We start from the raw sequence: 25,008 nt of genomic DNA, 5'->3' as shown, positions 1-25,008 counted from the left end.
CGATAGCTCGATGATAATCGGGGGTGTGACGTTTCCCGCCGGCTGGACCACGCGCCGACCGACCCTCGACGACCTGACCGAGATCCTCGCGCTGGTGCACGCGAGCGACCTGGCCGCGGTGGGTCAGGCCGACTTCAGCAGTGACGACGTGCGAGAGGCGCTGGCCGGCAGCCCGCACGTCGCCCCCGAGCGCGACTCCCTGCTGGCGTACGCGCCGGACGGGTCGCTCGCCGGCTGGGCCTACCTGGAGAACGAGAGCGGCGGCGACCGCGACTTCCTGGAGGTCTACACCCATCCGGAGACCGGGCTGCCGGCACAGGCGCCGCTGCTGGCGCTGACGCTCGCCCGGGTGGCCGAGCGCGCCGGCGAGCTCGGTCACGGCACGATGACCGTCCGGGCCGGTGCCATCCCGACGGAACGGCCGTACATCGCCGCGCTGCGGGCCGCGGGGTTCGAGTTCGTCAAGCGCTACGCCCGGATGCGGCGTTCGCTGGCGGACGTCCCGGCTACGCCGCCGCCGGTGCCGGACGGGATCTCGATCCGGCCGGTCGACCCGGGCGAGGACGCCGACATGCGGCTGTTCCACCGGATCCTCGACACGGCGTTCCGGGACACGCCGGACTACCAGCCGCGCGCGTACGAGCGGTGGCGCGAGTGGGTCGACGGTCAGGCCTCGGTGGCCTGGGACGAGTGGCTCGTGGCCGCCGTCGGCGGCAGGCCGGCCGGCATCCTCCAGTCGGCCGACCAGTCCCTCGAGGACGGCGAAGGTTGGGTGAAGATGCTCGCCGTGTCGCGGGAGTACCGCCGCCGCGGGGTGGGTGAGGCGCTGCTGCGCCACGCGTTCGCGCTCTACGCGGCCAAGGGCCGGGCGAATGTCGGGCTCGGCGTCGACCTCGAAAACCCGACCGAGGCCGCGCGCCTCTACCGCGCGGTCGGCATGACGCCCGCCTACGAGGCCGACATCTTCGAGCGAACGGTGGCCAGCTCGCCGATGGGCCGGTGACAGCGGGGCACCTTCCGGTGCGTCGCGCACCTCAAAGTGCGTACTGCCGGTTGAACAAGTTCAACTCTAGCGTCGGGGACATGAGCATGATCACTGTCCTCGGCGCCGGCAACGTGGCCCGCGCGCTCGTCCCCGCCCTCAGCGCGGCCGGCCACGACGTGCGGACCGGCACCCGCGGCACGCTGGCGGACGCGGCGGCCGGCGCCGAGGTCGTCGTCAACGCGCTGCCCGGCGCCGTCTCGCTGGAGGTGCTGCGCGGCCTGGCCCCGGTGCTGGCCGGCGCCGTCCTCGTCGACGTCGCGAATCCGGTCGAGATCGGTCCGGACGGCTTCGCGAGCAGGCTGCTGCACGCCAACTTGGCCGCCGCCATCCAGGACGCATTGCCCCGGACCAGGGTGGTCAAGGCGCTGAACACGGTCGGACCGGCGCCGCTGATGGCCGCGCCGGCAAGCCTCGGTACACCCCCGTCGACGTTCCTGTGCGGCGACGACCCGGCCGCGAAGCGGGTGGTCGCCGGCCTGCTCGCCGACCTCGGCTGGCGTCCGGAGTGGATAGTCGACCTCGGCGGCGTGGCGAACGCGTGGTGGCCCGAGTCGTTCGCGCTGATGGTGCGGCCGCTGATCGGCGCGCTGGGCCCGGTGCCGTTCGCGCTCGCGGTGGCCCGCTGAGCGGCGCGCCGGTCAGGTGCGGATCAGGAGGACCGCGTCGGTGAGGGAGATGCCGGGGAACTCCTTGCGCACAGCGCGTACCGCGGCCAGCTCGCCGGCCTGCTCGCGGATCCGCTGGAAGCCGCTCAGGTCGTGGGTCTCCCTGATCCGCTCCACCGAGTGGAACCGGGACCGGAACTCGGCCTCCCGCCGCGTCTTCGTCCGGTGACTGCCGACCAGCGCGGTCACGGTAGCGACGAACAGGAGGGCGCTGGCGGGCAGCCACTGGCCGACGAAGATCAGGACGATCGCGCCGGCGGCGAGCACGACACTGGCGGCAGTCAAAATCATGCCGTCAGTGTGCCCTCTCACGCCGCCGGCGTGCCGACCCAGGCCGCGAGCGCGCCGATCAATCCCGCCCGTGTGCCGCTCAGTCGGCGAGCGCTGCGGGCGTGCCGCGGAAGCGGCGGCGGTACGCGGTCGGGGGCAGCCCCACGGCGGCGGTCAGGTGCTGGCGCAGCGAGGCGCCGGTGCCCAGCCCCGCCTCGGCGGCCACCCGGTCCACCGCGAGGTCGGTGGTCTCCAGCAGGTGGCGGGCGTGCTCGATCCGCTGCTGGATCAGCCACTGCCCGGGAGTCATGCCGACCTCGTCCCGGAAGCGGCGGCTGAACGTACGCACGCTCATCCGCCCCCGCGCCGCCAATGTGGACAGTGAGAGCGGCTCGCGCAGCCGGCCCAGCGCCCACTCCCGTACCCCGGCGGTGGTGGCCGTGTCCGGCTCGGGTACCGGCCGCTCCACGAACTGCGCCTGCCCGCCGTCCCGCCACGGCGGCACGATGCACAGGCGGGCCACGCGGTTGGCCACCTCGGTGCCGTGGTCGCGGCGGACCAGGTGCAGGCAGAGGTCGATGCCGGCCGCGACACCGGCGGCGGTGAGCAGGTCGCCGTCGTCCACGAAGAGCACGCCGGGGCGCAGGTCGACGGCCGGGAACGTGCGCTGGAAGTGCCGGGCCTGGTTCCAGTGGGTGGTCGCCGGGCGGCCGTCGAGGAGGCCGGCGGCCGCCAGGACGTACGCCGCCGTGCAGATCGACACGACGCGGGTGCCGGGCCTTCGGTGGGCGAGCGCGGCGGCGAGCGGCCCCGGCAGCCAGTCGCGGTCCACCTCCTCGCACCGCGCGAACGGCGGGATCACCAGCGTGTCGGCGGTGGCCAGCAGCTCGGGTCCGTGCTCGACGGAGAGCGTGAAGTCGGCGTCGGTGGTGACCGGCCCGCCGTCGACGCCGCAGGTCAGCACCTCGTACAGTGGGCGCTCGTCGGGGCCGGTGGCGGTGCCGAAGATGCGCTTCGGGATGCTCAGCTCGAACGGGTAGACCCCGTCGAGGGCGAGTACGGCGACGCGGTGCATGGCGCGATCCTTGCACATATTGGCGGTCTGGCCACTCGCTTGCCCGGCACCCCGGCCGGCAGGCTGCCGGACATGCGAGCGATTGGACAGGACGTCCTCGGCGGGCCCGAGGTGCTGAAGGTGGTCGAGGTGCCGCGGCCGGAGCCGGGCTTCGCCGAGGTGCTGGTACGGGTACACGCGGCAGCGGTGAACCCGACCGACTACTGGCACCGCGCCACAGGCGGCCTCGCCGGGCGGCCGATCCGGCTGGGGTGGGACGTCTCCGGCGTTGTCGAGGCGGTGGGACCGGGCGTGACGCTGCACGCGCCCGGCGACGCGGTGTTCGGCATGCCGTGGCAGCCTCGGCCGGCCGGCGCGTACGCGGAGTACCTCGCCTCCCCCGCCCGCCACCTGACCCGCAAGCCCGCGTCACTGTCCCATGTGGAGGCCGCCGGCCTGCCGATGGTCGCCCTAACCGCGTGGCAGGCGCTTGTGGACACCGCTGCGGTACGACCGGGGCAGCGCGTTCTCGTACACGCCGCGGCGGGCGGGGTCGGCCATGTCGCGGTGCAGATCGCCAAGGTGCTCGGCGCGGAGGTGATCGGCACGGCGAGCGGCGCGAAGCACGCGTTCGTCAAGGGAGTCGGCGCCGACGAGGTCATCGACTACACGACGGTCGACTTCACCGCCGCCGTACGGGACGTCGACGTGGTCGTCGACACCATCGGCGGCGAGTACGGTCCACGCTCACTGCGCGTCCTCAAGCCGGGCGGGCTCGTCGTCTCGCTCGCCTCACCGGCCGAGGCGGCGCTCACCGGCCCCGCACGGGAGGCCGGCAAACGCGCGGCGTTCATGGTCGTGGAGGCCGACCAGGCTGGCATGCGCGAGGTGGCCGCCCTCGCCGAGTCCGGCCGCCTGCGGGTCACCATCGACAGGACGCTGCCACTGGAACAGGCCGCGCGAGCCCACGAGCTCGGCGAACGCGGCCACACCACCGGCAAGATCGTCCTCACCCTCTGACCCGGGCGGGTTTGGTTGTGAAGCGCGGAGGGTGAGGCCGCGGGAGCAGCGGTCCGGACCACAACGGACGTCGCGGTAGCCCAAATCTTTATGATCCGCCCGGACGACCGCGGCCTGGGCCGCGGTCGTCCTATGTCTACGCACTGTGGACGGAGCGGTTAGACGCCCGAGGGGTATGTCTCGGGCTCGAAGATCGGCGCCGGCGGCACCCGCATCGGACTCACCGCGCGGGTCTCGTCGAACCAGCAGAACGCGTCGTACCGGTCGCCGAGGACCGTGGGCACGTAGTTGCTCCACTGGTCCTGCTCCGGGTGGTAGACCACGCCGATCGCGCGGTGGTCGAGCGTGTCCGTCAGCAGGTCGGGACGGTCCTCACGGGGCGGAAACACGAACAGCCCCCGCTTCGGCGCCGCCGAGTGCAGCACGCCCTCCAGCGCGGTCTCCCGGGCCGGTGGTACGAGCATCTCCTCCATCGGCGCGCCCCAGCCGTCGCCCGCCACGACAGTGCCGTGGTGGCTGCCGAAGCCGAGCAGCACGACGTCGTCCTCGCCGTACCGCTCGCGGGCGAGCTGGCCGATGTTCACCTCGCCGCGCTCGCCCATGTCGGTCGCGCGGGCGTCCCCGACGTGCGTGTTGTGCGCCCACACGACGGCCTTCGACTCCGGTCCATAGTGGTCGAGCAGGCGGGCGAGGGTGGCGTCCATGTGGCGGTCGCGGACGTTCCACGACTCGCGGCCGCCGTGCACCATGGCGCGGTAGTAGCGTTCGGCGCCGGCGACCACCTCGGCGTTCTGCCATGCGGCGAAGCGTTCCGGGCCGTCCTCCTGCTGAGCCCGCTCGCGCAGTCGCACCAGTAGGTCGACGACCTCGTTCTCGCAGGAGGCCGTGACGAAGCGGCTGGACAGCGCGTACAGCTGGGCGTCATCCGCGTACGGCTCGAAGCACCGGTACGCGGCGAGTGCGGCCGGCACCTGCTCCGGGTCGTGCTCGCGCAGATACACGAGGATCTCGCGGAGCGACTCCCACAGCGAATACACGTCTAGGCCATGCAGGCCGGCGCGCACCTCGGGGTCGCGCTGGGCGTTGTGCCAGCGCAGCCACTGCGCGAAGTCGGCGGTCTCGTCGTTCGCCCACATCCAGGTGGGCCACCGCTCGAACGTCGCGAGCGCGGCCCGCGGGTCCTCGGGTGCCCCGTCCTCCAAGCGGACACTGCGGTTGACGCGGTCGCAGTCGGGCCAGTCGCCCTCGACGGCGACGAACGAGAAGGCGGCCTCCTCGACGAGCCGCTCGGTGAGCTGCGCACGCCAGTGGTAGAACTCGTGCGTACCGTGGCTGGCCTCTCCCAGCATCACGACCCGGGCCGTGCCGACCCGGTCCAGCAGTACGTCGAAGTCGTCGGCACTTTCCAGTGGCGCGGCAAGCGCGGCGACCTCGTCCCCGTACCGTGACATTGTTACCCTCCCGGCGGGTTCGGTTGTGCCGTTCCATCCGGTTACCCGAGGGGTCCGTGCCTCAACCGCGGCGGCCGCCGGGCCACCCGTGATCAGCCCAGACGCGCGGACTGCTCCACGGTGGTGATGATGCCGAGCGCGTGCGCCGGGGTCAGGCCGAGGGCGTTGGCCAGCCAGCCGAGCGCCTCCCGCTCGGCCGGGGTGAGCTGGCCGTCGGCGAGGCCGATCCGCGCGCCGTCGGCGAGGTAGCGCTCGCGGGCGTCCAGCGTCAGGTGTGCGGCGAGCGCGCGCAGGGGCTCGGCCGCCGCGTCGGCGGGCTGGTTCAGGTCGGCCTGGAGGTGCGCCACGTCGTACCCCTGCGCACCGGACGCACGCACGGCGGCGAGCGCGGCGCCGATGGCGGCTTCAGACGTCCCGCCGGCGCGCAGTATCACCGCCGCGACGGCCCGCATGCCGGCGGGGAGTGAGCTGGCGAGTTGGGCGCTCGTCGGCGCGGCGAGCACGGCTGGGTCGAAGCGGACCCGGCAGGTCTGGCAGCGCACGACCTCGCCCACCTTGTCCAGCGGGATCACCGGGATGAAGAAGAGCGTGAAGAAGCGGCGGGCGGTGCGGTGCTCGTAGTCCCGGTCGCCGCCGCAGTTCGGGCAGGCGAACCGGCCCTTGGCGATCAGGCCCATGAAGTAGAAGACGGACAGTCCGAAGATGATCACGCGCGGCAGGGTATCAGCACCGCGCCAGATCGACGCGCGTCACCGGATCGCGGCCGGCCCCGCGGGTCCGCGACGTGCCCGGCGGGCCGCGGCCGTGCTCGCCCGGACCACCAGCTCCGGCGCGAGAAGGACATGGTCCGGCGGTCGCTCGCCGCCCTGCTTGAGCTGGTCCAGGAGTACGGCGAGGCTGCGCCGCCCGAGCTCGGCGAAGTCCTGGTGGACGGTGGTCAGCGGGGGCAGGAAGTAGCCGGAGTCGGGCATGTCGTCGAAGCCGACCACGCTCACGTCCCGCGGCACCCGCTTGCCGGCCTCGTGCAGCGCGCGGAGCACGCCGAGCGCGATCTGGTCGTTGGCGCAGAAGATGGCCGTCACACTGGGATCGCGGGCGAGCACCTGGCCCTGCTCGTACCCGGACTGCGCGCTCCACGACCCCGGCTCGACCGGTGGCACCGGCGCACCGGCCGCGTACAGCGTGCTGCGCCAGCCCTCGACGCGCTCGCGCGCCTCCGGCCAGTCCGCCGGGCCGGCCACATGGTGCACTGTGGAGTGTCCTAAGTCGAGCATGTGCTGGGTGGCGAGGCGGGCGCCGGCGGCGTTGTCGATCCGGACGGTCGGCACGGCGTCGTCGTCCGCGCCGCCGCCCACTCCGACGCTGGCCAGCCCGGGCGGCACCTGGACGAGCGCGTTGGTCACCGCAGGCTTTGGCGCGATCGCGATGATGCCTTCCACCGACTGCTGGCACAGCCGGTCGACGGCCTCGACCACCGAGCGGCGCTCCAGCGTGCGGACCGAGGCGACCGTGACGAAGTAGCCGGCGGTGCGGGCGGCGTCCTCGATCCCGTACAGCATCGAAGCCGGCCCGAAGAGCGTGGTCTCCAGGCCGACCACGCCGAGCGTCCCGGAACGGCGGGTGACAAGCGTGCGGGCGGCGAGATTTCGCCGGTAGTTGAGCGCCTGCATCGCCTCCAGGACCCGCCGCCGGGTTTCCTGACGCACGTTGGGGTGCTCGTTGAGCACACGGGACACGGTCTGGTGCGAGACCCCGGCCAGCCGGGCCACGTCGCGCATGACCGAGCCGCGGGGCTGGGCCGGCGCCGCCCCCTCGGTCCGGGCGGCCTGCCCGTCGTCGGCCGCCGGTCGCTTCCCTGACACATCGCCCCCTTGAGCCCAGTTGTTACCGATCACAAGTTAGCGCTCGGAGCCGCAATGCGTGAGTCCTGCCCGGTGACAACGCATCGGCAACAGATTCGGAACCATCTCTTGACGCGCGTGTGGAGAACGGTAACATTCACGTTCGCGGAGGGTGATACAGGCCACTTCCGCGACCCATGTCGATCTCCCATGGCGTGTGGATCTTCAAAGACCTGATACGGCCAGCGGTACGACGATCCTCGTTCAGCGGACGAGGATCGTCACGGTTGTCAATGTTAACGCTCACCTAGCGCGGTTCGCACCAAGTTTCGTGGCAGGAGGAAGCGATGATCAGGAGATGGTCCGCGGCGGTGGTCGCCGGCTTGCTGGCCGCCGTCACCGTGACGGCGTGCGGCGGCGGTGATGACGGCGCCGGCTCCGGTTCCGACGACGGGAAGATCACCCTAGGGTTCTCCCAGGTCGGCGCCGAGAGCGGCTGGCGCACCGCGAACACCAAGTCCATCCAGGACTCGGCGAAAGAAGCTGGGATCGACCTCAAGTTCTCCGACGCCCAGCAGAAGCAGGAGAACCAGATCAAGGCAATCCGCTCGTTCATCCAGCAGAAGGTCGACATCATCGCCTTCTCCCCGGTCGTCGAGTCCGGCTGGGACACGGTGTTGAAGGAGGCCAAGGACGCCAACATCCCGGTCATCCTCACCGACCGCGCGGTCGACTCCCCCGACACCAGCCTGTACAAGACCTTCATCGGCTCCGACTTCGTCGAGGAGGGCAAGAAGGCCGGTGACTGGCTGGTCAAGGAGTACGCCTCGGCGACCGATCCGGTGAACATCGTCGAGCTCCAGGGCACCACCGGCTCCGCCCCGGCCAACGACCGCAAGAAAGGCTTCGGCGACGTCATCGCCGCCGAGCCGAAGTTCAAGGTCGTCGCCTCACAGACCGGCGACTTCACCCGCGCCAAGGGCAAGGAGGTCATGGAGGCCTTCCTGAAGTCCAACCCGGACATCGACGTGCTCTACGCCCACAACGACGACATGGGCCTGGGCGCGATCGAGGCCATCGAAGGCGCGGGCAAGAAACCTGGCACCGACATCAAAATCATCACTGTGGACGCGGTCCGCGACGGCATGCAGGCCCTGGCCGACGGAAAGATCAACTTTATCGTCGAGTGCTCCCCGTTGCTCGGCCCACAGCTGATGGAGCTGGTCAAGAAGGTCAACGCGGGTGAGACCGTCGAGCCTCGGGTGATCACCAAGGAGACCACCTTCACCCAGGAGCAGGCCAAAGCCGTCCTGCCCGAGCGGCAGTACTGACCCCACAGCGGCCGCCCCGTCCTCAGCGCGGCGGGCGGGGCGGCCGCTCCCGAGAAGGGCAGGCAGGTGACCGAGGCCATCCTGACGATGACCGGGATCGGCAAGGAGTTTCCCGGCGTCAAGGCGCTGAGCGAGGTCGACTTCCGGCTGCTGCCGGGTGAGGTGCACGCCCTCATGGGCGAGAACGGCGCCGGCAAGTCCACCCTCATCAAGGTGCTCACCGGTGTGTACGACATCGACCAGGGCAGCATCGTGCTGGACGGCCGGCCGGTGGAGTTCAGCGGGCCGCTCCAGGCCCAGCACGCCGGCATCAGCACCGTCTACCAGGAGATCAACCTCTGCCCCAACCTCTCGGTGGCGGAGAACATCTTCATCGGGCGCGAGCCGCGCCTCCTCGGCCACATCCGGTGGTCCACTGTCGAGAGACGGGCGAGCGAGCTGCTGCGCCGGCTCCAGCTCGACATCGACGTGTCCGCGATGCTCGGCACGTACTCGATCGCGGTGCAGCAGATGGTCGCGATCGCCCGAGCGATCGACATCTCGGCCAAGGTGCTGATCCTCGACGAGCCGACGTCGAGCTTGGACGCCGGTGAGGTGGGGCAGCTCTTCCGGGTCATGCGGCAGCTCAAGGACGAGGGCATCGCGATCCTGTTCGTCACGCACTTCCTGGACCAGGTGTACGAGATCGCCGACCGGATCACCGTGCTGCGCAACGGCCGGCGGGTCGGCGAGTACCGGACCGCCGAGCTGACGCTGATCGACCTGATCGGCAAGATGATCGGCAAGGAGCTGGAGGTCCTGGAGCGGCTGGAGGACCGGCCCAAGCGCGCGCAGGAGGGTGACGTACCGCTTGTGGACGCGCGGGAGCTGGGGCGCAAGGGGGCGGTGGCACCGTTCAGCCTGACCATCCACAAGGGAGAGGTGGTCGGCCTGGCCGGCCTGCTCGGCTCCGGCCGCACCGAGGTGGCCCGCCTGCTCTACGGCGCGGACCGGGCCGACCACGGCCAGCTCGCCGTCGACGGCCGGGCGGTCACGATGCGCGGGCCGCGGTCGGCGATGGCGAAGAACATCGCGTTCTGCTCGGAGAACCGCCGCACCGAAGGGCTCATCGAGGAGCTCACCGTGCGGGAGAACATCGTCCTCGCCATGCAGGCCACGCGGGGCTGGACCCGGCCCATCCCGCGCCGGCGGCAGGACGAGCTCGTCGACAGGTACATCAAGGCGCTGGACATCCGGCCGGCCAACCCGGACGCACCGGTCCGCGACCTGTCCGGCGGCAACCAGCAGAAGGTACTGCTGGCCCGGTGGCTGATCACCGAGCCGCGGCTGCTGATCCTCGACGAACCGACCCGCGGCATCGACATCGGCGCCAAGGCGGAGATCCAGCGCCTGGTCGCCCAGCTCTCCGACGGCGGCATGGCGGTGCTCTTCGTCTCGGCCGAGCTGGAGGAGGTGCTGCGGCTCAGCCACAAGGTCGCGGTGCTGCGCGACCGCCACCTGATCGCCGAGCTGCCCAACGACGACACCCTCGACGTCGACCGCGTCATGGAAACCATCGCCAGTGGAGCCAAGCCGTGAACACCTTGGTCAAACATCGCCTCTTCTGGCCGGTCGCCATGCTGGTGGCCCTGTTGCTGTCCAACTTGGCCTTCACCCCAAGTTTCTTCAGCGTGGAGGTGCGGGACGGCCACCTCTACGGGAGCCTGATCGACATCGTCCGCTTCGGCGCTCCGCTGATCATGGTGGCGCTCGGCATGACGCTTGTCATCGCCACCGGCGGCATCGACCTGTCGGTCGGCTCGGTCGTGGCGATCTGCGGCGCCCTCGCGTGCTGGCGGATCAGCGAGCAGGGCGACCAGAACAGCGTGGCCGGGGTGCTCGTCGCCGTCGCGCTCGCGCTGGGGCTGGCGCTGCTGCTCGGCGCGTGGAACGGCTTCCTCGTCGCGGTCGTCGGCATCCAGCCGATCATCGCCACGCTCATCCTGATGGTCGCCGGCCGCGGCCTGGCCCAGCTGATCACGGACGGGCAGATCATCACGGTCAACAGCTCGCCGTACAAGCTGATCGGCGGCGGTTACCTGTTCACCGTGCCGTTCGCGATCCTCGTCGCGCTCGCGGTCACCGCGCTGGCGGTACTGCTTACCCGGCGCACGGCACTCGGCATGCTGATCGAGTCGGTCGGCGGCAACGCCGAGGCCAGCCGCCTCGCCGGCATCCACTCGCGGCGGATCACGCTGATGGCGTACATCGTGGCGGGGCTCTGCGCGGGCATCGCCGGCCTGATGATCAGCTCGAACGTCTCCAGCGCGGACGGCAACAACGCCGGCCTCTGGTACGAGCTCGACGCGATCCTCGCGGTCGTCATCGGCGGTACGTCGCTGGCCGGCGGGCGGTTCTCCATCGCCGGTACGGTCGTCGGCGCGCTGCTCATCCAGACGCTCACCACGACCATCTACACGACCGGCATCCCGCCGGAGACCACGCTGCTGTTCAAGGCGCTCGTCGTGACGGTCGTCTGCCTCGTCCAGTCGCCCGCGTTCCGGGCCAAGGTCTTCAAGGGCCGGCGCCGGCGACCCTCGGCGCCACCGGCTGGCCCCGCGGCGGCCACGACGGAGAAGGTGGAGGTGCCGGCGTGACCACGTTCGCCGAGGTGCGGTCCCGGCTGGCGGGGACGCGGCAGCGCCGGTACCTGCCGCTCTACGCCACCCTCGCCCTGCTCGCCCTGATGTACGGCAGCGGCGTGGTGCAGTACGAGGCGTTCAGCGATCCGCAGGTTGTGTTGAACGTGTTCATCGACAACGGCTTTCTGCTCGTTGTCGCGGTCGGCATGACGTTCGTGATCCTGACCGGTGGCATCGACCTGTCGGTGGGCGCGGTGGTGGCGCTCACCACGATGGTGTCGGCCACGCTGCTGGAAGGTCAGGGCTGGCCCGCGTTCGCCGTGCTGCCGCTGGTGCTGCTGATGGGTGCCACGCTGGGCTTCGGCATGGGCTGCATCATCCACTACTTCGAGATACAGCCGTTCATCGTCACGCTCGCCGGCATGTTCCTCGCCCGCGGCCTCTGCTACACGATCGGCACCTCGTCGATCACCATCGACGAGCCGTTCTGGACGACGATGGCGCAGTCGAAGGTCCGCTTCGGGGACAACTTCATCTCCCCCAGCGTCGTCATCGCGCTTGTCGTGGTGCTCGTCGCCGCGTACGTGCTGGCGTTCACCCGGCTCGGCCGCAACACGTACGCGATCGGCGGCAACCCGCGCTCCGCGCACCTCATGGGCCTGCCGGTCGCGCGTACCCGCATCGGGGTGTACACGATCAGCGGCTTCTGCTCCGCGCTCGGCGGTGTGCTGCTCAGCTTCTACATGCTCTCCGGCAACAGCCTGCACGCGGTCGGCATGGAGCTCGACGCGATCGCCGCGGTCGTCATCGGCGGCACGTTGTTGACGGGTGGGTCAGGTTTCGTGCTGGGGACGGTGCTGGGCGTGCTCGTGCTGGGCATCATCCAGACGCTGATCACGTTCGACGGCCGGCTCAGTTCATGGTGGACGAAGATCGTGATCGGCGCGCTGCTGTTCGCGTTCATCCTCCTTCAGCGCCTGATCACGCCACGCAAGCAATGAAAGCCAGCCGCGAGGCAGGACCGGGCCTACCGCGCACTCGGGGTTGCGGCCCGCGCACCGCGCGGGCCATCCCGCGCCACCTGGCCCACCGCGCGATCAAGGCTGCGGCCCGCGGGCCCCGGTGCCACCTGGTCTGCCGCCCGATCCGATCTTTCCGCGACGGCGCGGCGGCGGGACAAGGTCTGCGACCGCGCTGGCTGGCCCTGGTCGTCACGGCGGTGTGGAAACGATCAGGGTGAGGCCGCGGGAGCGACGGTCCGGACCACCGCGGACATCGCGGTAGCTCGATTTCTATGTGGAAAGCCGTGCGCGGACAGGCGGAGCACTCGTTACGAGACCGTGACGACTGGAGGTCGAGAGAGGGGCTTGACCAGCATAGATGTGAGCGCTAACAATGTGCTCGTCCTGATCATCATGTCCATGGATGTGACCTGTTCCGGAGGGGAGATCACGTGAACAGAAAACTCCTGGCCACGCTGGGAGCCGCCGCCCTGGCCCTGAGCCTCGCGGCCTGTGGCGGTGAGGGCGCCGGAGGGGATACCGACACGTCCGCTCAGGACCCTAAGGACCTGACGATCGGCGTGTCGATGCCGACGCAGACCTCGGAGCGCTGGATCGCCGACGGCAACTCGGTGAAGGAGAAGCTGGAGGCGAAGGGCTACAAGGTCGACCTCCAGTACGCGGGCGACGACATCCCGACGCAGTCGCAGCAGGTCGACCAGATGATCACGCAGGGCGCCGACGTGCTGATCATCGCGGCCATCGACGGCACCGCGCTGAGTGGCCAGCTTCAGGCGGCGGCGGACAAGAAGATTCCGGTGATCGCCTACGACCGGCTGATCCGGGACAGCCAGAATGTTGACTTCTACGTCAGCTTCGACAACTTCAAGGTGGGCGTGGCACAGGCCAACGCGCTGCTGGTCGGTCTGGGGTTGCAGACGAAGGACGGCGCGAAGGGCACGAAGACCGGGCCGTTCAACGTCGAGCTGTTCGCGGGGTCGCTGGACGACAACAACGCGCACTTCTTCTTCGACGGTGCGATGGAGACGCTGAAGCCGTTCATCGACAACGGTTCGCTGGTGGTCAAGTCGAAGCAGACCGACATCGAGAAGGTGGCGATCCTGCGCTGGCAGCAGGAGACCGCGCAGAAGCGGATGGAGGATCTGCTGACCTCCACGTACAACGACGGCACGAAGGTCAATGGTGTGTTGTCGCCGTACGACGGGCTGTCCCGGGGCATCATCACCGCTCTGCAGAACGCCGGCTACGGCACGGCCGCCAACCCGATTCCGGTGGTGACCGGGCAGGACGCGGAGATCGCCTCGGTCAAGCTCATCGACGACGGCGTGCAGAACTCCACGATCTTCAAGGACACCCGGCTGCTGGCCGAGCAGGCGGTCGTCGCGGCGGAGGCGTTCCTGCAGAAGAAGCAGCCGCAGGCGAACGACACCAAGACGTACGACAATGGCGTGAAGGTCGTGCCGTCCTACCTGTTGCCGGTTCAGACCGTCTACAAGGAGGACATCAAGACCGCACTTGTCGACTCCGGCTACTACACGGCGGAGGAAGTCGCCGCCGGCCAGGCCAAGTAGGCCGCGACTCGGTGCCCGGCGGTCGGTGGCCGCCGGGCACCGGGCCACGAACGGAGGACGGATTGGACGCCGACGTACTGCTCCAGATGCGCGGTATCACCAAGCGCTTCCCCGGTGTCACCGCGATCGAGGACGTGTCGCTCGCCGTCCGGCGCGGGGAGATCCACGCGATCTGCGGGGAGAACGGCGCGGGCAAGTCCACGCTGATGAAGGTACTGTCCGGTGTGTACCCCGCCGGCAGCTACGACGGTGAGATCGTCTTCGACGGGCGGGCTGTGCACTTCGGCGGTATCCGGGACAGCGAAGCGGTCGGGATCGTCATCATCCACCAGGAGCTCGCGCTGGTGCCGTACCTGTCGATCGCGGAGAACATCTTCCTCGGCAACGAGCGCCGCGGGCGTGCCGGTTTCATCGACTGGAACCGCACCAACGCCGACGCGGCCGGGCTGCTGGCCTCGGTCGGCCTGGACGAAAACCCGGTCTCGCCGGTGATCCAGCTCGGCGTCGGCAAGCAGCAGCTTGTCGAGATCGCGAAAGCACTGTCCAAAGAGGTGCGTCTGCTGATCCTCGACGAGCCGACCGCCGCGCTCAACGACATCGACTCCGCGCACCTGCTCGACCTGCTGCGGCGGCTGCGGGACCAGGGCATCACCTGCATCATGATCTCGCACAAGCTGAACGAGATCACCGCTATCGCCGACTCCACGACGGTGCTCCGCGACGGGCGTACCGTCGAGACGATCGACATGCGCTCCGGTGACGTGACCCAGGAGCGGATCATCCGCGGCATGGTCGGCCGCGACCTGGACAGCTTTTACCCCAGCCGCGAGTCGGCGCCGGGTGAGGAGGTGCTGCGGATCGAGGACTGGACCGTGTGGCACCCGGTCCAGCCCCGCAAGGTCGTCGACGGCGCCAGCCTCAACGTGCGGGCCGGCGAGGTCGTCGGCATCGCCGGGTTGATGGGCGCCGGTCGCACCGAGCTGGCGATGAGCGTGTTCGGCCGCGCCTACGGGCGGGACATCAGCGGCCGCCTCTACAAACACGGCAAGCCGATCAAGGCGCGCACCGTGGCGGAGGCGATCGACAACGGCATCGCGTACGCGACGGAGGACCGCAAGCGGTACGGCCTCAACCTCATCGCCGACGTGCGGGCCAACGTCTCCGCCGCCGCCCTCGACAAGCTCTCGCGCGCCGGCTGGGTCAACGGCAACGAGGAGATCAAGGTCGCCGAGCAGAGCCGGCAGGACCTGAACATCAAGACGCAGAGCGTCATGGACCCGGTTGGCACCCTCTCCGGCGGCAACCAGCAGAAGGTCGTGCTCTCCAAGTGGCTGCTCACCGACCCGGACGTGCTGATCCTGGACGAACCCACGCGCGGCATCGACGTCGGCGCCAAGTACGAGATCTACACGATCATCAATCGCCTCGTGGCGGAGGGCAAGGCGGTCATCGTGATCTCGTCCGAGCTGCCCGAGCTGCTCGGCATGTGCGACCGCATCTACACGCTGTCGGCCGGGCGGATCACCGGTGAGCTGCCGGTCGAGCTGGCCACCCAGGAAAACCTCATGGCGCTCATGACGAAGGAGAAGGAGCTCGCCGGATGACCAGCCTCAAGCCGCCCCCGACCGCGTCCGAGGGCAGCGCCCCCGCGGCGGCGCTGCACGGCGGGATCCGCGACCCACGCACGCTCATCCTGCGCAACCTGCGCCAGAGCGGCATCTACATCGCGTTCGTGGTCATCGTGGCACTCTTCGCGTTTTTGACCGACGGGGTGCTGCTCAGTCCGGGCAACATCACCAACATCGTGCTCCAGTACTCGTACATCCTGGTGCTCGCGATCGGCATGGTGATCCTGATCATCGCCGGACACATCGACCTGTCGGTCGGATCGGTGGTCGCGCTCACCGGCGCGGTCTCGGCCGTGCTCGTCATCCAGCAGGGGTACCCGTGGTGGATCGGCGTCGCGGCGGCGCTCGCCGTCGGCGTCGCGGTCGGGGCGTGGCACGGCTTCTGGGTCGCCTACGTGGGTATGCCCGCGTTCATCGTGACGCTCGCCGGCATGCTGCTCTTCCGCGGCCTGACGCTGCGGGTGCTCGACAACGTCTCGCTCTCGCCGTTTCCGGCCGAATACCAGAAGGTCGCGACCGGCTTCTTGAACGGCCTGCTCGGTGGTCACGGTTACGACGCGTTCACGCTCTTCATCGCCGCTTTCGCCATCATCGGGTACGCGGTGAGCGTCTTCCGCACGCGGCTCGCCCGGATCCGGTACCAGCAGTCGGTGGAGTCGTTCCCGCTCTTCGTCGCGCGGGTGCTGCTGGTCGCCGCGGTCGTCATGTACTTCGCCTGGCAGCTCGCCCACGCCCGCGGCCTGCCGATCGTGTTGATCATCCTGGCCGCCCTGGTCATCGTGTACGGGCTGATGACGCAGAACACCGTCTTCGGCCGCCAGATCTACGCGATCGGCGGCAACCTGTCCGCCGCGACCCTCTCCGGCGTCAAGGTCCGCAAGGTCAACTTCTGGATCTTCGTGAACATGGGGCTGCTCGCCGGCATCGCGGGCGTCATCTACTCGTCGCGCTCCAACGGGGCGCAGCCGGCCGCCGGCAACATGTTCGAGCTCGACGCGATCGCGGCCGCGTTCATCGGCGGCGCGGCCGTCGCCGGCGGTGTCGGCACCGTCGTCGGGGCGATGGTCGGCGGTCTGATCATGGCGGTGATGAGCAACGGCATGCAGCTCGAGGGCGTCGACCAGTCGACGCAGTACGTGGTGAAGGGCCTGGTCCTGCTCCTGGCCGTGGCATTCGACATCTACAACAAGCGCCGCGCCGGGGCTACGCGCTGATTCGTCGCGCCGATCGTGACCCCGCCGCTGGCGTCCGCCGCGCCCAGCGCAGCGTCCTGGTTGAGGATTTTTCTGGAGCACTTCGAAAGGACGGCCGTGACCGGCGACTTCTACAGCGGCAAAGAGGTTTGGTTTCTCACCGGGAGCCAGGGACTGTACGGCGAGGCGACACTGCGCCAGGTCGCCGAGCAGTCCCAGCGGGTGGCGGCGGCCCTGGACAGCGCCGGCGACGTACCCGTCAAGGTCACCTGGCAGCCGGTGCTGACCAGCGCGGATGCCATCCGCCAGCTGATGGGCCGGGCCAACGAGGACCCTGCCTGCATCGGTGTGATCGCGTGGATGCACACCTTCTCCCCCGCCAAGATGTGGATCTCCGGCCTCGACACGCTCCGCCGCCCGCTGCTGCACCTGCACACCCAGGCCGACGCCGCCCTGCCCTGGGCGACGATCGACATGGACTTCATGAACCTCAACCAGGCCGCGCACGGCGACCGCGAGTTCGGCTTCGCGCTGACCCGGCTGCGGGTACCGCGTACCACGGTCGCCGGGCACGTGAGCGACCCCGCCGTCGCGGCCCGGATCGGCTCCTGGGCCCGCGCCGCCGCCGGGGTTGCCGAGGCGCGGTCGCTGCGCCTGGCCCGGTTCGGCGACAACATGCGGGACGTCGCGGTGACCGAGGGCGACAAGGTCGAGGCCGAGCTGCGGGTCGGCGTATCCATCAACACCTGGGGCGTGAACGACCTCGTCCAGATCGTCGACGGGGTCAAGAGCAGCGAGGTCGACACGCTTGTCGACGAGTACCTGGACGCGTACGAGATCGCGCCCGACCTGCGCCCCGGCGGCGACCGGCACGAGAGCGTCCGCTACCAGGCGAGGGTCGAGGCGGCGCTGCGGCAGTTTCTGGGTGAGGGCGGGTTCGGGGCGTTCACCACGAACTTCGAGGACCTCGGCGGCCTGCGCCAGCTGCCCGGCCTCGCGGTGCAGCGGCTGATGGCGGCCGGGTACGGCTTCGGCGGCGAGGGCGACTGGAAGACCTCGGCCCTGCTGCGCGTCCTCAAGGTGGTCGGCGCCGGCCGCCCCGGCGGCACGTCCTTCATGGAGGACTACACGTACCACCTGGCTCCCGGCACTCCGAAGGTGCTCGGCGCGCACATGCTCGAGGTCTGCCCGACGATCGCCGGCGAACGCCCCCGCGTCGAGGTGCACCCATTGTCCATCGGCGGCCGCGAGGATCCGGCCCGGCTTGTGTTCACCGCCGGTACAGGCCCCGGCGTCGTGGTCGGCTGGGCGGACCTCGGCGACAGGTTTCGCTGGGTCGCCAACGACATCGACCTTGTACCGCCCGACGAGCTGCTGCCCAACCTGCCGGTAGCCCGCGCGATCTGGCAGCCTCGCCCCGACTTCGGCACCGCCACGGAGGGCTGGCTGAACGCCGGCGGACCGCACCACACCGTGCTGTCCACCGCGGTACAGGGCGACGAGATCCAGATCCTGGCCGACCACCTCGGCATCGAACTGGTCCACATCGACGCCGACACCACCCGCCGAGGCCTCGCCAAGGAGCTGCGCTGGAACGCGGCCTACTACCGACTCGCCCGGGGTCTGTGACCCGGGCTACCGCCCTCGCCGCCGGCCGTTCCGCCGCTACTGCTCGTCGTCGGTATCGCCCATCGGCTCCGCCAGGTCGTCGGGCACGGTGATGCTCTCGGCCGTGTCCTCGAGGTCCTCCAGGCGCGGGTCCGGCGACGTGCCCCCACCGGCGTAGCCGTAGGGGTTCGGCTCATTGGCTGTGTTCACGCCGCGCGGATACCCAGGGCCGGCACCGCTATGCACCGCCCGCTCCGGCGGCGGTCGCGCTGGCGGCGCCCCGGGCGTCGGCCAGCTTGGCCGCGTCGGGGGTGGCCGGGGTACCCGCGTCCTCATTGGACTGGCCCGGTCCCGGCCCGGTGGTCGTCGGCGACCGCTGCCAGCTCGTAGCTCAGCGTCACCTGGCTTCGACAACGCCCTGATCCTGACCGTATGTCCCACGAGTGCATTGCCTCGGCACGCCCGGCTGCATGGGGTGTTCGTGCCCGAGGTTCGGGTTTCCGCGGGCGAACGGCGGCCGCACGGAGGAATCGGATCCGCGGTGGCGGGTAGCCATCTGCTTAGCGACGATGAGGAAAGGAACGCAGGATGGCTCAGCACAAGGGGCAGCGCGGCGGGATCCGCACGGGTCCGGACACCTCGCGGTCGCTGCGGTACGCACAGGAGATCACGTCGACCGACGACCAGCCCGAGCGCCCAGGGCGCAGCCTGGTCACCAGCAGCCGCGAGGTGATCCAGCAGTGGGCGGATCGGCGAGACGCCGCGCCGGCGACGATTACTGGGACCGGGCCCGAAGATCGAGCGGGCGTCCTGACATTCGATTTTCCACTCGGCAACAGCGGCAGCCGGCTGCGACGGATCAGCTGGGACGACTGGTTTCGCAGCTTTGACGAGCGCAACCTGAACTTCATGTACCAGGAGGAGCGCAGCGACGGCCGCCAAAGCAACTTCTTCCGGCTGGAGAACCCCAACCGCGAGGACGCCTGACGCGTGGCCGGGCGGCCACGGGTCCTGCTCTACACCAGCGTCGACGCGATCGGCGGCGCGGAGGTCGCGCTGGGCAACCTCGTCGGAGGGCTCGGCGACACGTACGAGGTACACGTTGCCGGCACCGACGAGCCAGTGGTGCGGTGGCTGGCCGGGCATTCGCCCGGCACGCCATGCCACGTGACCGCGGCCGGGGCCCTGGCCCACGTACGCCTGCTGCGGCGGGTGCGCCCGGACCTGGTACAGGCGAACCTTGAGGTGCCGTGGGCGTCGCCAACGATGCTCGGTACGGCGCTCGCGCTGCGGCGGCCACGGGTGGTCGCCGTGCAGCACATGGCCGCGCGCACCGTGGACCTGGCGCTCCTGCTGCGCACGCGTGCGCTCGCGCTCCGGCTGGACGGGAACGTCGCGGTCAGTGCGAACGGCGCCAAGCGCGTCGAGGACTTCTACGCCCTGGGCCGTGGCTCGGTCCAGGTGATCCACAACGGCGTGCCGATCGCGGAGTCCACAGTGGTGGGTCCGGCACCCGCGAGCCGCCCGAACGGGGAGATCGTGATCGGCTGCGTCGGGCGGCTCGACGCGGTGAAGGGGCAGGACGTGCTGATCGACGCGCTGCCCCGGCTGCCGGGGATGCGGGCCAGGCTGGTCGGCGCGGGCGCCGAGGAGGCCGCGCTGCGGGCCCGGGCCACGAGCCTCGGTGTCGCGGACCGGGTGGAGCTGACCGGCTGGACCGACCAGGTCAGTGAACAGCTCCGGGACGTGGACATCTACTGTCAGCCGTCCCGCTACGAGACGCTCGGGCTCGCCCTCATCGAGGCCATGGGGCACGGTCTGCCGTGCGTCGCGAGCGCCACCGGTGGCGTGCCCGAACTCCTCGACGGTGGCCGGTGTGGGCGCCTCGTACCGGTCGGCGACAGCGCCGCGCTCGCCAAGGCGATCAGCCGGCTTGCCTCCGATCCAGCCGCCCGGGAGCAGCTCGGCCAGCGGGCCCGGAAGCGGACACTGGCCGCATTCACGGCGGATCGGATGGCGGCACGCTACGAGTCGCTCTGGGCCCGGGTGCTCGCCGCTCCCCCGGCCGGGCGGCTGCGGCCGCACCCGCCGAAGCCCTGACCGCGCCGGCTCCGGCGCCGTGCTCCGGTCACTCATAGGAGATCGCCCGCAGAACGTCGACCCTGGACGCGCGAACCGCCGGCAGTAGGGCGGCGAGCACGCCGACCGCGGCGCCGACCGCCAGATACAGGGCGAGGAAGCCCCACGGCAGGCGTTCGAGGACCGGCGACATCGTGGACTTCGTCGAGGCGCTCGACCGGGTTGCCAGCGGCCACACTGTGGTCGACCCGGAGGTGGTGCGGCAGCTGATCAGGGACCGCCGCGACCCGCTCGCCCGCCTGTCGCCGCGAGAGCGCGAGGTGCTGGCGCTGATGGCGGAGGGGCGTTCCAACACGGCGATCGCCCGCGCGCTCTTCGTCACCGAGGCGGCGGTAGCCAAGCACATCAGCAGCCTGCTCGCCAAGCTCGACCTGCCGCCCGCGGAGGACGACCACCGCCGGGTGCGGGCAGTGCTGGCGTACCTGCGGGGTTGACCTACGCGCCCACCGCGGTGGAGATCGGCGTCCACACGTGGAGGTAGACGAGATCAGGTCAGGCGGACCGACAGGCCCTTGCCGCCGAACTCCTCGCATACGAATGCGGGCTCGGCCGGCGTGCTGAGCGCCTCGTCGTACCGGTAGCCGATCTCCGCGAACTCCCGGATCGCGCCCTCCTTGACCCGCCCGGTCACGAGCCACCGCGCGAAGGCACCTCGCGCGATCTTCGCGTGGACGACCACGAACTTCGCCTCGCCAGAGGCCGCGTCCACGGTCAGGAAGCGAGGAGTGACCACGCGGGCGGCGTCGACGTGCGGCAGGACGGTGCGGCTGTACTCGTTCGCCGCGAGGTTGACGATCCGCCCCTTCGCCGGCAGCTGCTCGGCGATCGCGGTGCCCCAGAACGCGTACAGGTTCGAGTGCCGCCCGGGCTGGAGGCGGTAGCCCATCTCCAGCCGGTACGGGCTGATGCCGTCGAAGGGGCGCAGGATGCCGTAAAGGCCGGAGAGGATGCGCAGGTGCCGGTCCGCGTACGCGCGGTCGGCCGCGCTGAAGGTGTCGACCTGAAGCCCGCTGTAGATGTCGCCCACGAAGGTGGCGGCCGCGGGCGCCTGGCGGTCGGGCTTGGTGCTCCACTCATCATGCAGGTCGCGCACCTTGGCGGCGAGGTCGTCGGAGACCTTCATGACCCGGGCCAGCTCGCTCGGCGAGTGGGCCCGCAGGTGCGCGACGAGCTCCTCCGCCCGGTCGAGCAGGGCCGGCGTGCCGGTCGGTGCGAGCCCGGACGTGGGCGGACGCATGGTCTTGGAGCTGTGCATCAGGATGATCATGTTGCTGGCGGTACCTCCGAATCGTCGCCATTATGCCGCCCGGCCCACCGCGCGCGGCCCCCGGCGCCACCGACCAAGCCGGGCCCGGACACGCCGGGCTGGAGCCACCGCCAGCGCAGCTGGGGACTCACTGGGCCCTCGCGTAGCGGGATGGCGGCAGGCCGACCAGGCTGGCGAAGTCGCGGGTGAGGTGCGCCTGGTCGCTGTAGCCGAGCTCAGCCGCGAGCGCTACCAGGTCGAGGGTAGCGCCAGACGTGGCCCGGGCCGCGGCCTCGTGTAGCCGGTGGCGGCGGATGACCCACTTGGGGCCGACGCCGACGTACTCCGAGAAGAGCCGCTGGAGCTGCCGCATCCCCACACCGAACTCGCTCGCCAGGTCGTCGACCCGGGTGATGCCGGGCTCGGCCGCGACTCGGGCCACTACTTCGGCGACAAGTTCGGCGGCGGGGTCGGGTTCGCGCGGGGCGCGGGTACCCAGGAAATCGTCCATGAGTGTGGCGGCGGCATCGTCGCCGGCGGCGCGGATGGCGTCCGCGAGGTCGCGCGCGTCCGGGCCGAAGACGGCCTCGACCGGGAGGAAGCGGCCGGTGATCGACGAGACCGGCGCGTCGAGGAACGGGCGGAACCCGCCGGGGAGGAAGCGGGCGCCGAACACGCGACCTACGCCGTGCAGCACCTCGGAGAAGCGGCCGCGCGGTACTCCGGCGACGCGGCAGCGGCCGGCGGTGAAGGTGACGTTGACGGCGGGGTACGGGAGAACGTGCTGCTCGTACGGCTCCTCGCCGCGCAGGTCCCAGCTCACGACCCAGTAATGCGCGACGAACGGGCGCAGCGCCGGCGCGGCCTCGGGCGTGCTGAACCGGAACTTTCGCAGCCCCGCGCCGGGGTGCAGGATCGCCGGCATACCGGCACGGTAGCAGCGTCGCGTTTCTTCAAGACGGTGCCGCACGGCCGCGTCTAGCCTTCGCCAATGCGCGATGTACTGGAGAAAGCGATCACCGAGACGGCGGCCGTGATGCGGGGTGTGAAGCCGGACCAGCTCGGGCTGCCGACGCCGTGCCGGGACTGGGACGTACAGACGCTCGCCAACCACCTGCTCCAGGTGGCCACCGCGCTCAGCCTGGCCGGGCGGGGCGAGCCGGTGCCGGGCGAGTTGTGGGGGCGGGAGCTGATGGCGGACGGGTGGGCCGACCGGTTCGAGTCGCTGGCCGCGCCCGCGGTACCGGCCGAGTGGGCGGGGATGGCGCGGGTGGGCGAGGCGGAGATGCCGGCGTCGGTGGTGGCGGCGATGCTGGTCAGCGACGCGGTGCTCCACGGGTGGGACCTGGCCCGCGCGACCGGACAGGAGTACCGGTGCGACCCGGAAGTGGCCGAGTTGACCTACCGCTTCGTGCTGGAGACCGGCGAGCAGGGCCGGCAGATGGGCATCTTCGCGGCCCCGGTACCGGTGGCGCGGGACGCGGCGCTGCTGGACCGTGCGCTCGGGCTGAGCGGCCGGGACCCGCGGTGGGCCCGGCCGCTGTCGCCGAGGGGATAGGACGGATTCAGGCCACCGCGATGAGGGCGGCGATCAAGCCGTACTCGATGGCGGTCGCGGCGGTGGAGAGCATCTGCGCGCCGCCGGAGACGACGGCGATCAGCGCCGCCCCGGCGAGTGCTGTGGACGCGACGGCGAGCCGGCGCAGCCTGAGGCGTGCGGACATGTGGGTGACTCCTTCCGGAAAGGCCTGCCGAAAGGGTAGGAGCCGCGGGCGCCGCTGTCGTGAGTAATCGGGATGCCCAGTTAGGCTGCGGTGAAAGCCCAGGTGAGGAGCGTTCCGGATGTTCGATCGCAGCCGACTGACCGCCTTGCTGGCCCGCGAGCGCGCGGCCTACGCGGACCTGCATCCCCGCTCCGCCGCCGCGTACGAGCGTGCCCGGCACCTCTTCGGCCGCGTGCCGATGACCTGGATGAACAAGACCGCGGCCGGCTTCCCTATCTACTTCGAGACCGCGTACGGCGCGCGGGTGACCGATGTGGACGGACACGAGTACGTCGACTTCTGCCTAGGCGACACGGGCGCGATGGCCGGCCACGCGCCCGCGCCGGTGGTCGAGGCGGTCACCCGGCGGCTGGCCGAGCGGGGTGGACTGGCCACGATGCTGCCCACCGAGGAAGCGGACGTGGTCGGCGCCGAGCTGGCGCGGCGCTTCGGAGTTCCACAGTGGAGTTTCACGTTGACCGCGACGGACGCCAACCGGTGGGCGATCCGCCTGCTGCGCGCGGTGACCGGCCGCCCGCGCATCCTCGTGAACAGCTACTGCTACCACGGCTCGGTCGACGAGTCGCTCATCGTGGTCGGGCCGGACGGGCAGGCGCAAAGCCGTGAAGGCAACGTGGGCGCCCCGTACGACGTGACGGAGACCAGCCGAGTCGCCGAATACAACGACCTCGACGGCCTGGCGCGGGAGCTGGCCCACGGCGACGTGGCCGCGGTGCTGATGGAGCCCGCGCTCACGAACATCGGCATCGTGCTACCCGAGCCCGGCTATCTCGCTGGCGTCCGCGAGCTGACCCGCCAGCACGGCACGTATCTCGTCAACGACGAGACGCACACGTTCTCCGCCGGGCCGGGCGGCGCCACCGCAGCTTGGGACCTCCAGCCCGATGTCGTCACTATCGGCAAGGCGATCGGGGGCGGCATCCCGATCGGTGCGTACGGCCTCACCGAGGAACTCGCCGCCGCGCTGAGTGGCCGCTCAGACCTCGACCTCGTCGACATGGGCGGCGTGGGCGGCACGCTCGCCGGCAACCCGCTCTCCCTCACCGCCGCCCGCGCGACGCTGGGCGAGGTGCTGACCGACGCGGCGTTCGCGGGCATGGTCGAGGTGGCGACCGGGTTCGCCACCGGAGCCCGGAAAATCATCGAGGGGTACGGGCTGCCGTGGTCGGTCAGCCAGCTCGGCGCCCGCGTGGAGTACCGCTTCGCCTCCCCCGCGCCCCGCAGCGGTGGCGAGTCGGCCGCGCACGCCGACGCGGAGCTGGAGGACTACCTGCACGCCTACCTGGCCAACCGGGGAGTCCTGCTCACCCCGTTCCACAACATGGCCCTGGCCTGTCCACAGACGACACACGACGACGTGGCCCGGCACCACGACATCTTCACCGCCGCGCTGGGCGAGCTTGCCGGCTGAGTCGGGGCCGCGCCGGCCGACGGCGACCGCCGCGCGGGTGAGCCGATCGGCCGAGGGTGACCGCCGCGCCGGCTCCGCTTGAACGGACCGCCGCTGGGCGAGCCGGGG

At 70.7% G+C, this 25,008-nt stretch carries 25 protein-coding genes and 1 pseudogene; 16 read left to right on the top strand and 10 right to left on the bottom strand.

Annotated features, from left to right (window positions below):
• Positions 1-25 precede the first annotated feature (25 nt).
• Both Pflav_RS11235 and Pflav_RS11230 read left to right on the top strand, forming a co-directional pair.
• Positions 26-1,003: a GNAT family N-acetyltransferase gene (locus tag Pflav_RS11235; RefSeq protein ID WP_173036008.1), complete on the top strand. Its 978-nt coding sequence runs from the start codon at positions 26-28 to the stop codon at positions 1,001-1,003.
• A gap of 80 nt (positions 1,004-1,083) precedes the next feature.
• Entirely contained in the window at positions 1,084-1,671 is a 588-nt protein-coding gene (locus Pflav_RS11230) for an NADPH-dependent F420 reductase (protein WP_173036006.1), read from the top strand.
• Positions 1,672-1,683: 12 nt separating this feature from the next.
• Here Pflav_RS11230 and Pflav_RS11225 read toward each other — a convergent pair whose 3' ends face one another.
• Together Pflav_RS11225 and Pflav_RS11220 are read right to left on the bottom strand one after the other, a co-directional pair.
• Positions 1,684-2,001, bottom strand: a complete 318-nt coding sequence (locus Pflav_RS11225) for a hypothetical protein (protein ID WP_173036004.1) — start codon at positions 1,999-2,001, stop codon at positions 1,684-1,686.
• Between the two features lie 79 nt (positions 2,002-2,080).
• Positions 2,081-3,055, bottom strand: coding sequence for a GlxA family transcriptional regulator (locus Pflav_RS11220; protein ID WP_173036002.1), 975 nt, complete (start codon positions 3,053-3,055; stop codon positions 2,081-2,083).
• 72 nt (positions 3,056-3,127) lie between these two features.
• Here Pflav_RS11220 and Pflav_RS11215 point away from each other — a divergent pair, with 72 nt between their 5' ends.
• Complete coding sequence (locus tag Pflav_RS11215; protein WP_173036000.1) at positions 3,128-4,054, top strand: NADP-dependent oxidoreductase; 927 nt, start codon at positions 3,128-3,130, stop codon at positions 4,052-4,054.
• A 158-nt stretch (positions 4,055-4,212) separates the two neighbouring features.
• On the opposite strand, the gene Pflav_RS11210 is transcribed toward Pflav_RS11215, so the two are convergent.
• The 3 genes from Pflav_RS11210 to Pflav_RS11200 all read right to left on the bottom strand — a co-directional run bounded on the left by Pflav_RS11210 (position 4,213) and on the right by Pflav_RS11200 (position 7,283).
• Positions 4,213-5,505 (bottom strand): erythromycin esterase family protein, encoded by a 1,293-nt coding sequence (locus Pflav_RS11210; RefSeq protein WP_173035998.1) that lies wholly within the window; start codon positions 5,503-5,505, stop codon positions 4,213-4,215.
• Between the two features lie 92 nt (positions 5,506-5,597).
• The gene (locus Pflav_RS11205) at positions 5,598-6,215 is read right to left on the bottom strand and encodes a zinc-ribbon domain-containing protein (protein WP_173035996.1); all 618 of its coding nucleotides are present in this window, start codon (positions 6,213-6,215) and stop codon (positions 5,598-5,600) included.
• 39 nt (positions 6,216-6,254) lie between these two features.
• Positions 6,255-7,283, bottom strand: coding sequence for a LacI family DNA-binding transcriptional regulator (locus Pflav_RS11200; RefSeq protein ID WP_173042357.1), 1,029 nt, complete (start codon positions 7,281-7,283; stop codon positions 6,255-6,257).
• 410 nt (positions 7,284-7,693) lie between these two features.
• Between Pflav_RS11200 and Pflav_RS11195 the strand changes: the two genes are divergently transcribed.
• From Pflav_RS11195 to araA, 8 genes are all read left to right on the top strand, one after another.
• Positions 7,694-8,677 carry an ABC transporter substrate-binding protein gene (locus Pflav_RS11195; protein ID WP_173035994.1) on the top strand — a complete coding sequence of 328 codons (984 nt, stop codon included), beginning with the start codon at positions 7,694-7,696 and terminating at the stop codon, positions 8,675-8,677.
• Positions 8,678-8,764: 87 nt separating this feature from the next.
• Positions 8,765-10,255, top strand: a complete 1,491-nt coding sequence (locus Pflav_RS11190) for a sugar ABC transporter ATP-binding protein (protein WP_173042355.1) — start codon at positions 8,765-8,767, stop codon at positions 10,253-10,255.
• A gap of 38 nt (positions 10,256-10,293) precedes the next feature.
• On the top strand, positions 10,294-11,313 hold the full coding sequence (locus Pflav_RS11185) for an ABC transporter permease (protein WP_173042356.1): 1,020 nt from the start codon (positions 10,294-10,296) through the stop codon (positions 11,311-11,313).
• Complete coding sequence (gene yjfF / locus Pflav_RS11180) at positions 11,310-12,299, top strand: galactofuranose ABC transporter, permease protein YjfF (RefSeq protein WP_197938331.1); 990 nt, start codon at positions 11,310-11,312, stop codon at positions 12,297-12,299. The genes Pflav_RS11185 and yjfF overlap by 4 nt, the downstream gene beginning before the upstream one ends.
• 452 nt (positions 12,300-12,751) lie before the next feature.
• Positions 12,752-13,891: a multiple monosaccharide ABC transporter substrate-binding protein gene (gene chvE / locus Pflav_RS11175; protein WP_173035992.1), complete on the top strand. Its 1,140-nt coding sequence runs from the start codon at positions 12,752-12,754 to the stop codon at positions 13,889-13,891.
• Positions 13,892-13,977: 86 nt separating this feature from the next.
• Positions 13,978-15,495 (top strand): multiple monosaccharide ABC transporter ATP-binding protein, encoded by a 1,518-nt coding sequence (mmsA, locus tag Pflav_RS11170; RefSeq protein WP_197938946.1) that lies wholly within the window; start codon positions 13,978-13,980, stop codon positions 15,493-15,495.
• Entirely contained in the window at positions 15,492-16,733 is a 1,242-nt protein-coding gene (mmsB, locus tag Pflav_RS11165) for a multiple monosaccharide ABC transporter permease (RefSeq protein WP_173035988.1), read from the top strand. The genes mmsA and mmsB overlap by 4 nt, the downstream gene beginning before the upstream one ends.
• Before the next feature lie 96 nt (positions 16,734-16,829).
• On the top strand, positions 16,830-18,341 hold the full coding sequence (araA, locus tag Pflav_RS11160; RefSeq protein WP_173035986.1) for an L-arabinose isomerase: 1,512 nt from the start codon (positions 16,830-16,832) through the stop codon (positions 18,339-18,341).
• A 36-nt stretch (positions 18,342-18,377) separates the two neighbouring features.
• Here araA and Pflav_RS11155 read toward each other — a convergent pair whose 3' ends face one another.
• On the bottom strand, positions 18,378-18,530 hold the full coding sequence (locus Pflav_RS11155; protein ID WP_173035984.1) for a hypothetical protein: 153 nt from the start codon (positions 18,528-18,530) through the stop codon (positions 18,378-18,380).
• A gap of 378 nt (positions 18,531-18,908) precedes the next feature.
• On the opposite strand from Pflav_RS11155, the gene Pflav_RS11150 reads away from it, so the two are divergent.
• A complete protein-coding gene (locus Pflav_RS11150; protein ID WP_173035983.1) occupies positions 18,909-19,307 on the top strand; it encodes a hypothetical protein in 399 nt (132 codons plus the stop codon).
• A 3-nt stretch (positions 19,308-19,310) separates the two neighbouring features.
• A complete protein-coding gene (locus Pflav_RS11145) occupies positions 19,311-20,420 on the top strand; it encodes a glycosyltransferase family 4 protein (protein ID WP_173035981.1) in 1,110 nt (369 codons plus the stop codon).
• A 28-nt stretch (positions 20,421-20,448) separates the two neighbouring features.
• Here the strand turns inward: Pflav_RS11145 and Pflav_RS45260 are convergent, their stop codons facing one another.
• Positions 20,449-20,592, bottom strand: a complete 144-nt coding sequence (locus Pflav_RS45260) for a hypothetical protein (RefSeq protein WP_173035979.1) — start codon at positions 20,590-20,592, stop codon at positions 20,449-20,451.
• Between Pflav_RS45260 and Pflav_RS11135 the strand changes: the two are divergent.
• Positions 20,585-20,893, top strand: a pseudogene (locus Pflav_RS11135) (response regulator transcription factor); the annotation flags it as partial. The gene Pflav_RS45260 and the pseudogene Pflav_RS11135 sit on opposite strands and share 8 nt — an antisense overlap.
• A 53-nt stretch (positions 20,894-20,946) precedes the next feature.
• Here Pflav_RS11135 and Pflav_RS11130 read toward each other — a convergent pair.
• The gene (locus Pflav_RS11130) at positions 20,947-21,726 is read right to left on the bottom strand and encodes a YaaA family protein (RefSeq protein WP_173035977.1); all 780 of its coding nucleotides are present in this window, start codon (positions 21,724-21,726) and stop codon (positions 20,947-20,949) included.
• Positions 21,727-21,853: 127 nt separating this feature from the next.
• On the bottom strand, positions 21,854-22,630 hold the full coding sequence (locus tag Pflav_RS11125; RefSeq protein ID WP_173035975.1) for an AraC family transcriptional regulator: 777 nt from the start codon (positions 22,628-22,630) through the stop codon (positions 21,854-21,856).
• Between the two features lie 66 nt (positions 22,631-22,696).
• On the opposite strand from Pflav_RS11125, the gene Pflav_RS11120 reads away from it, so the two are divergent.
• Complete coding sequence (locus Pflav_RS11120; RefSeq protein ID WP_173035973.1) at positions 22,697-23,263, top strand: TIGR03086 family metal-binding protein; 567 nt, start codon at positions 22,697-22,699, stop codon at positions 23,261-23,263.
• A 7-nt stretch (positions 23,264-23,270) separates the two neighbouring features.
• Here the strand turns inward: Pflav_RS11120 and Pflav_RS11115 are convergent, their stop codons facing one another.
• On the bottom strand, positions 23,271-23,429 hold the full coding sequence (locus Pflav_RS11115) for a hypothetical protein (protein WP_173035971.1): 159 nt from the start codon (positions 23,427-23,429) through the stop codon (positions 23,271-23,273).
• A 118-nt stretch (positions 23,430-23,547) separates the two neighbouring features.
• Between Pflav_RS11115 and Pflav_RS11110 the strand changes: the two genes are divergently transcribed.
• On the top strand, positions 23,548-24,900 hold the full coding sequence (locus tag Pflav_RS11110) for a transaminase (RefSeq protein WP_173035969.1): 1,353 nt from the start codon (positions 23,548-23,550) through the stop codon (positions 24,898-24,900).
• Positions 24,901-25,008: the final 108 nt, after the last annotated feature.

The organism is Phytohabitans flavus (genome assembly GCF_011764545.1).
Lineage (GTDB): Bacteria > Actinomycetota > Actinomycetes > Mycobacteriales > Micromonosporaceae > Phytohabitans > Phytohabitans flavus.
This window is presented reverse-complemented; position numbering and strand designations above follow the sequence as displayed.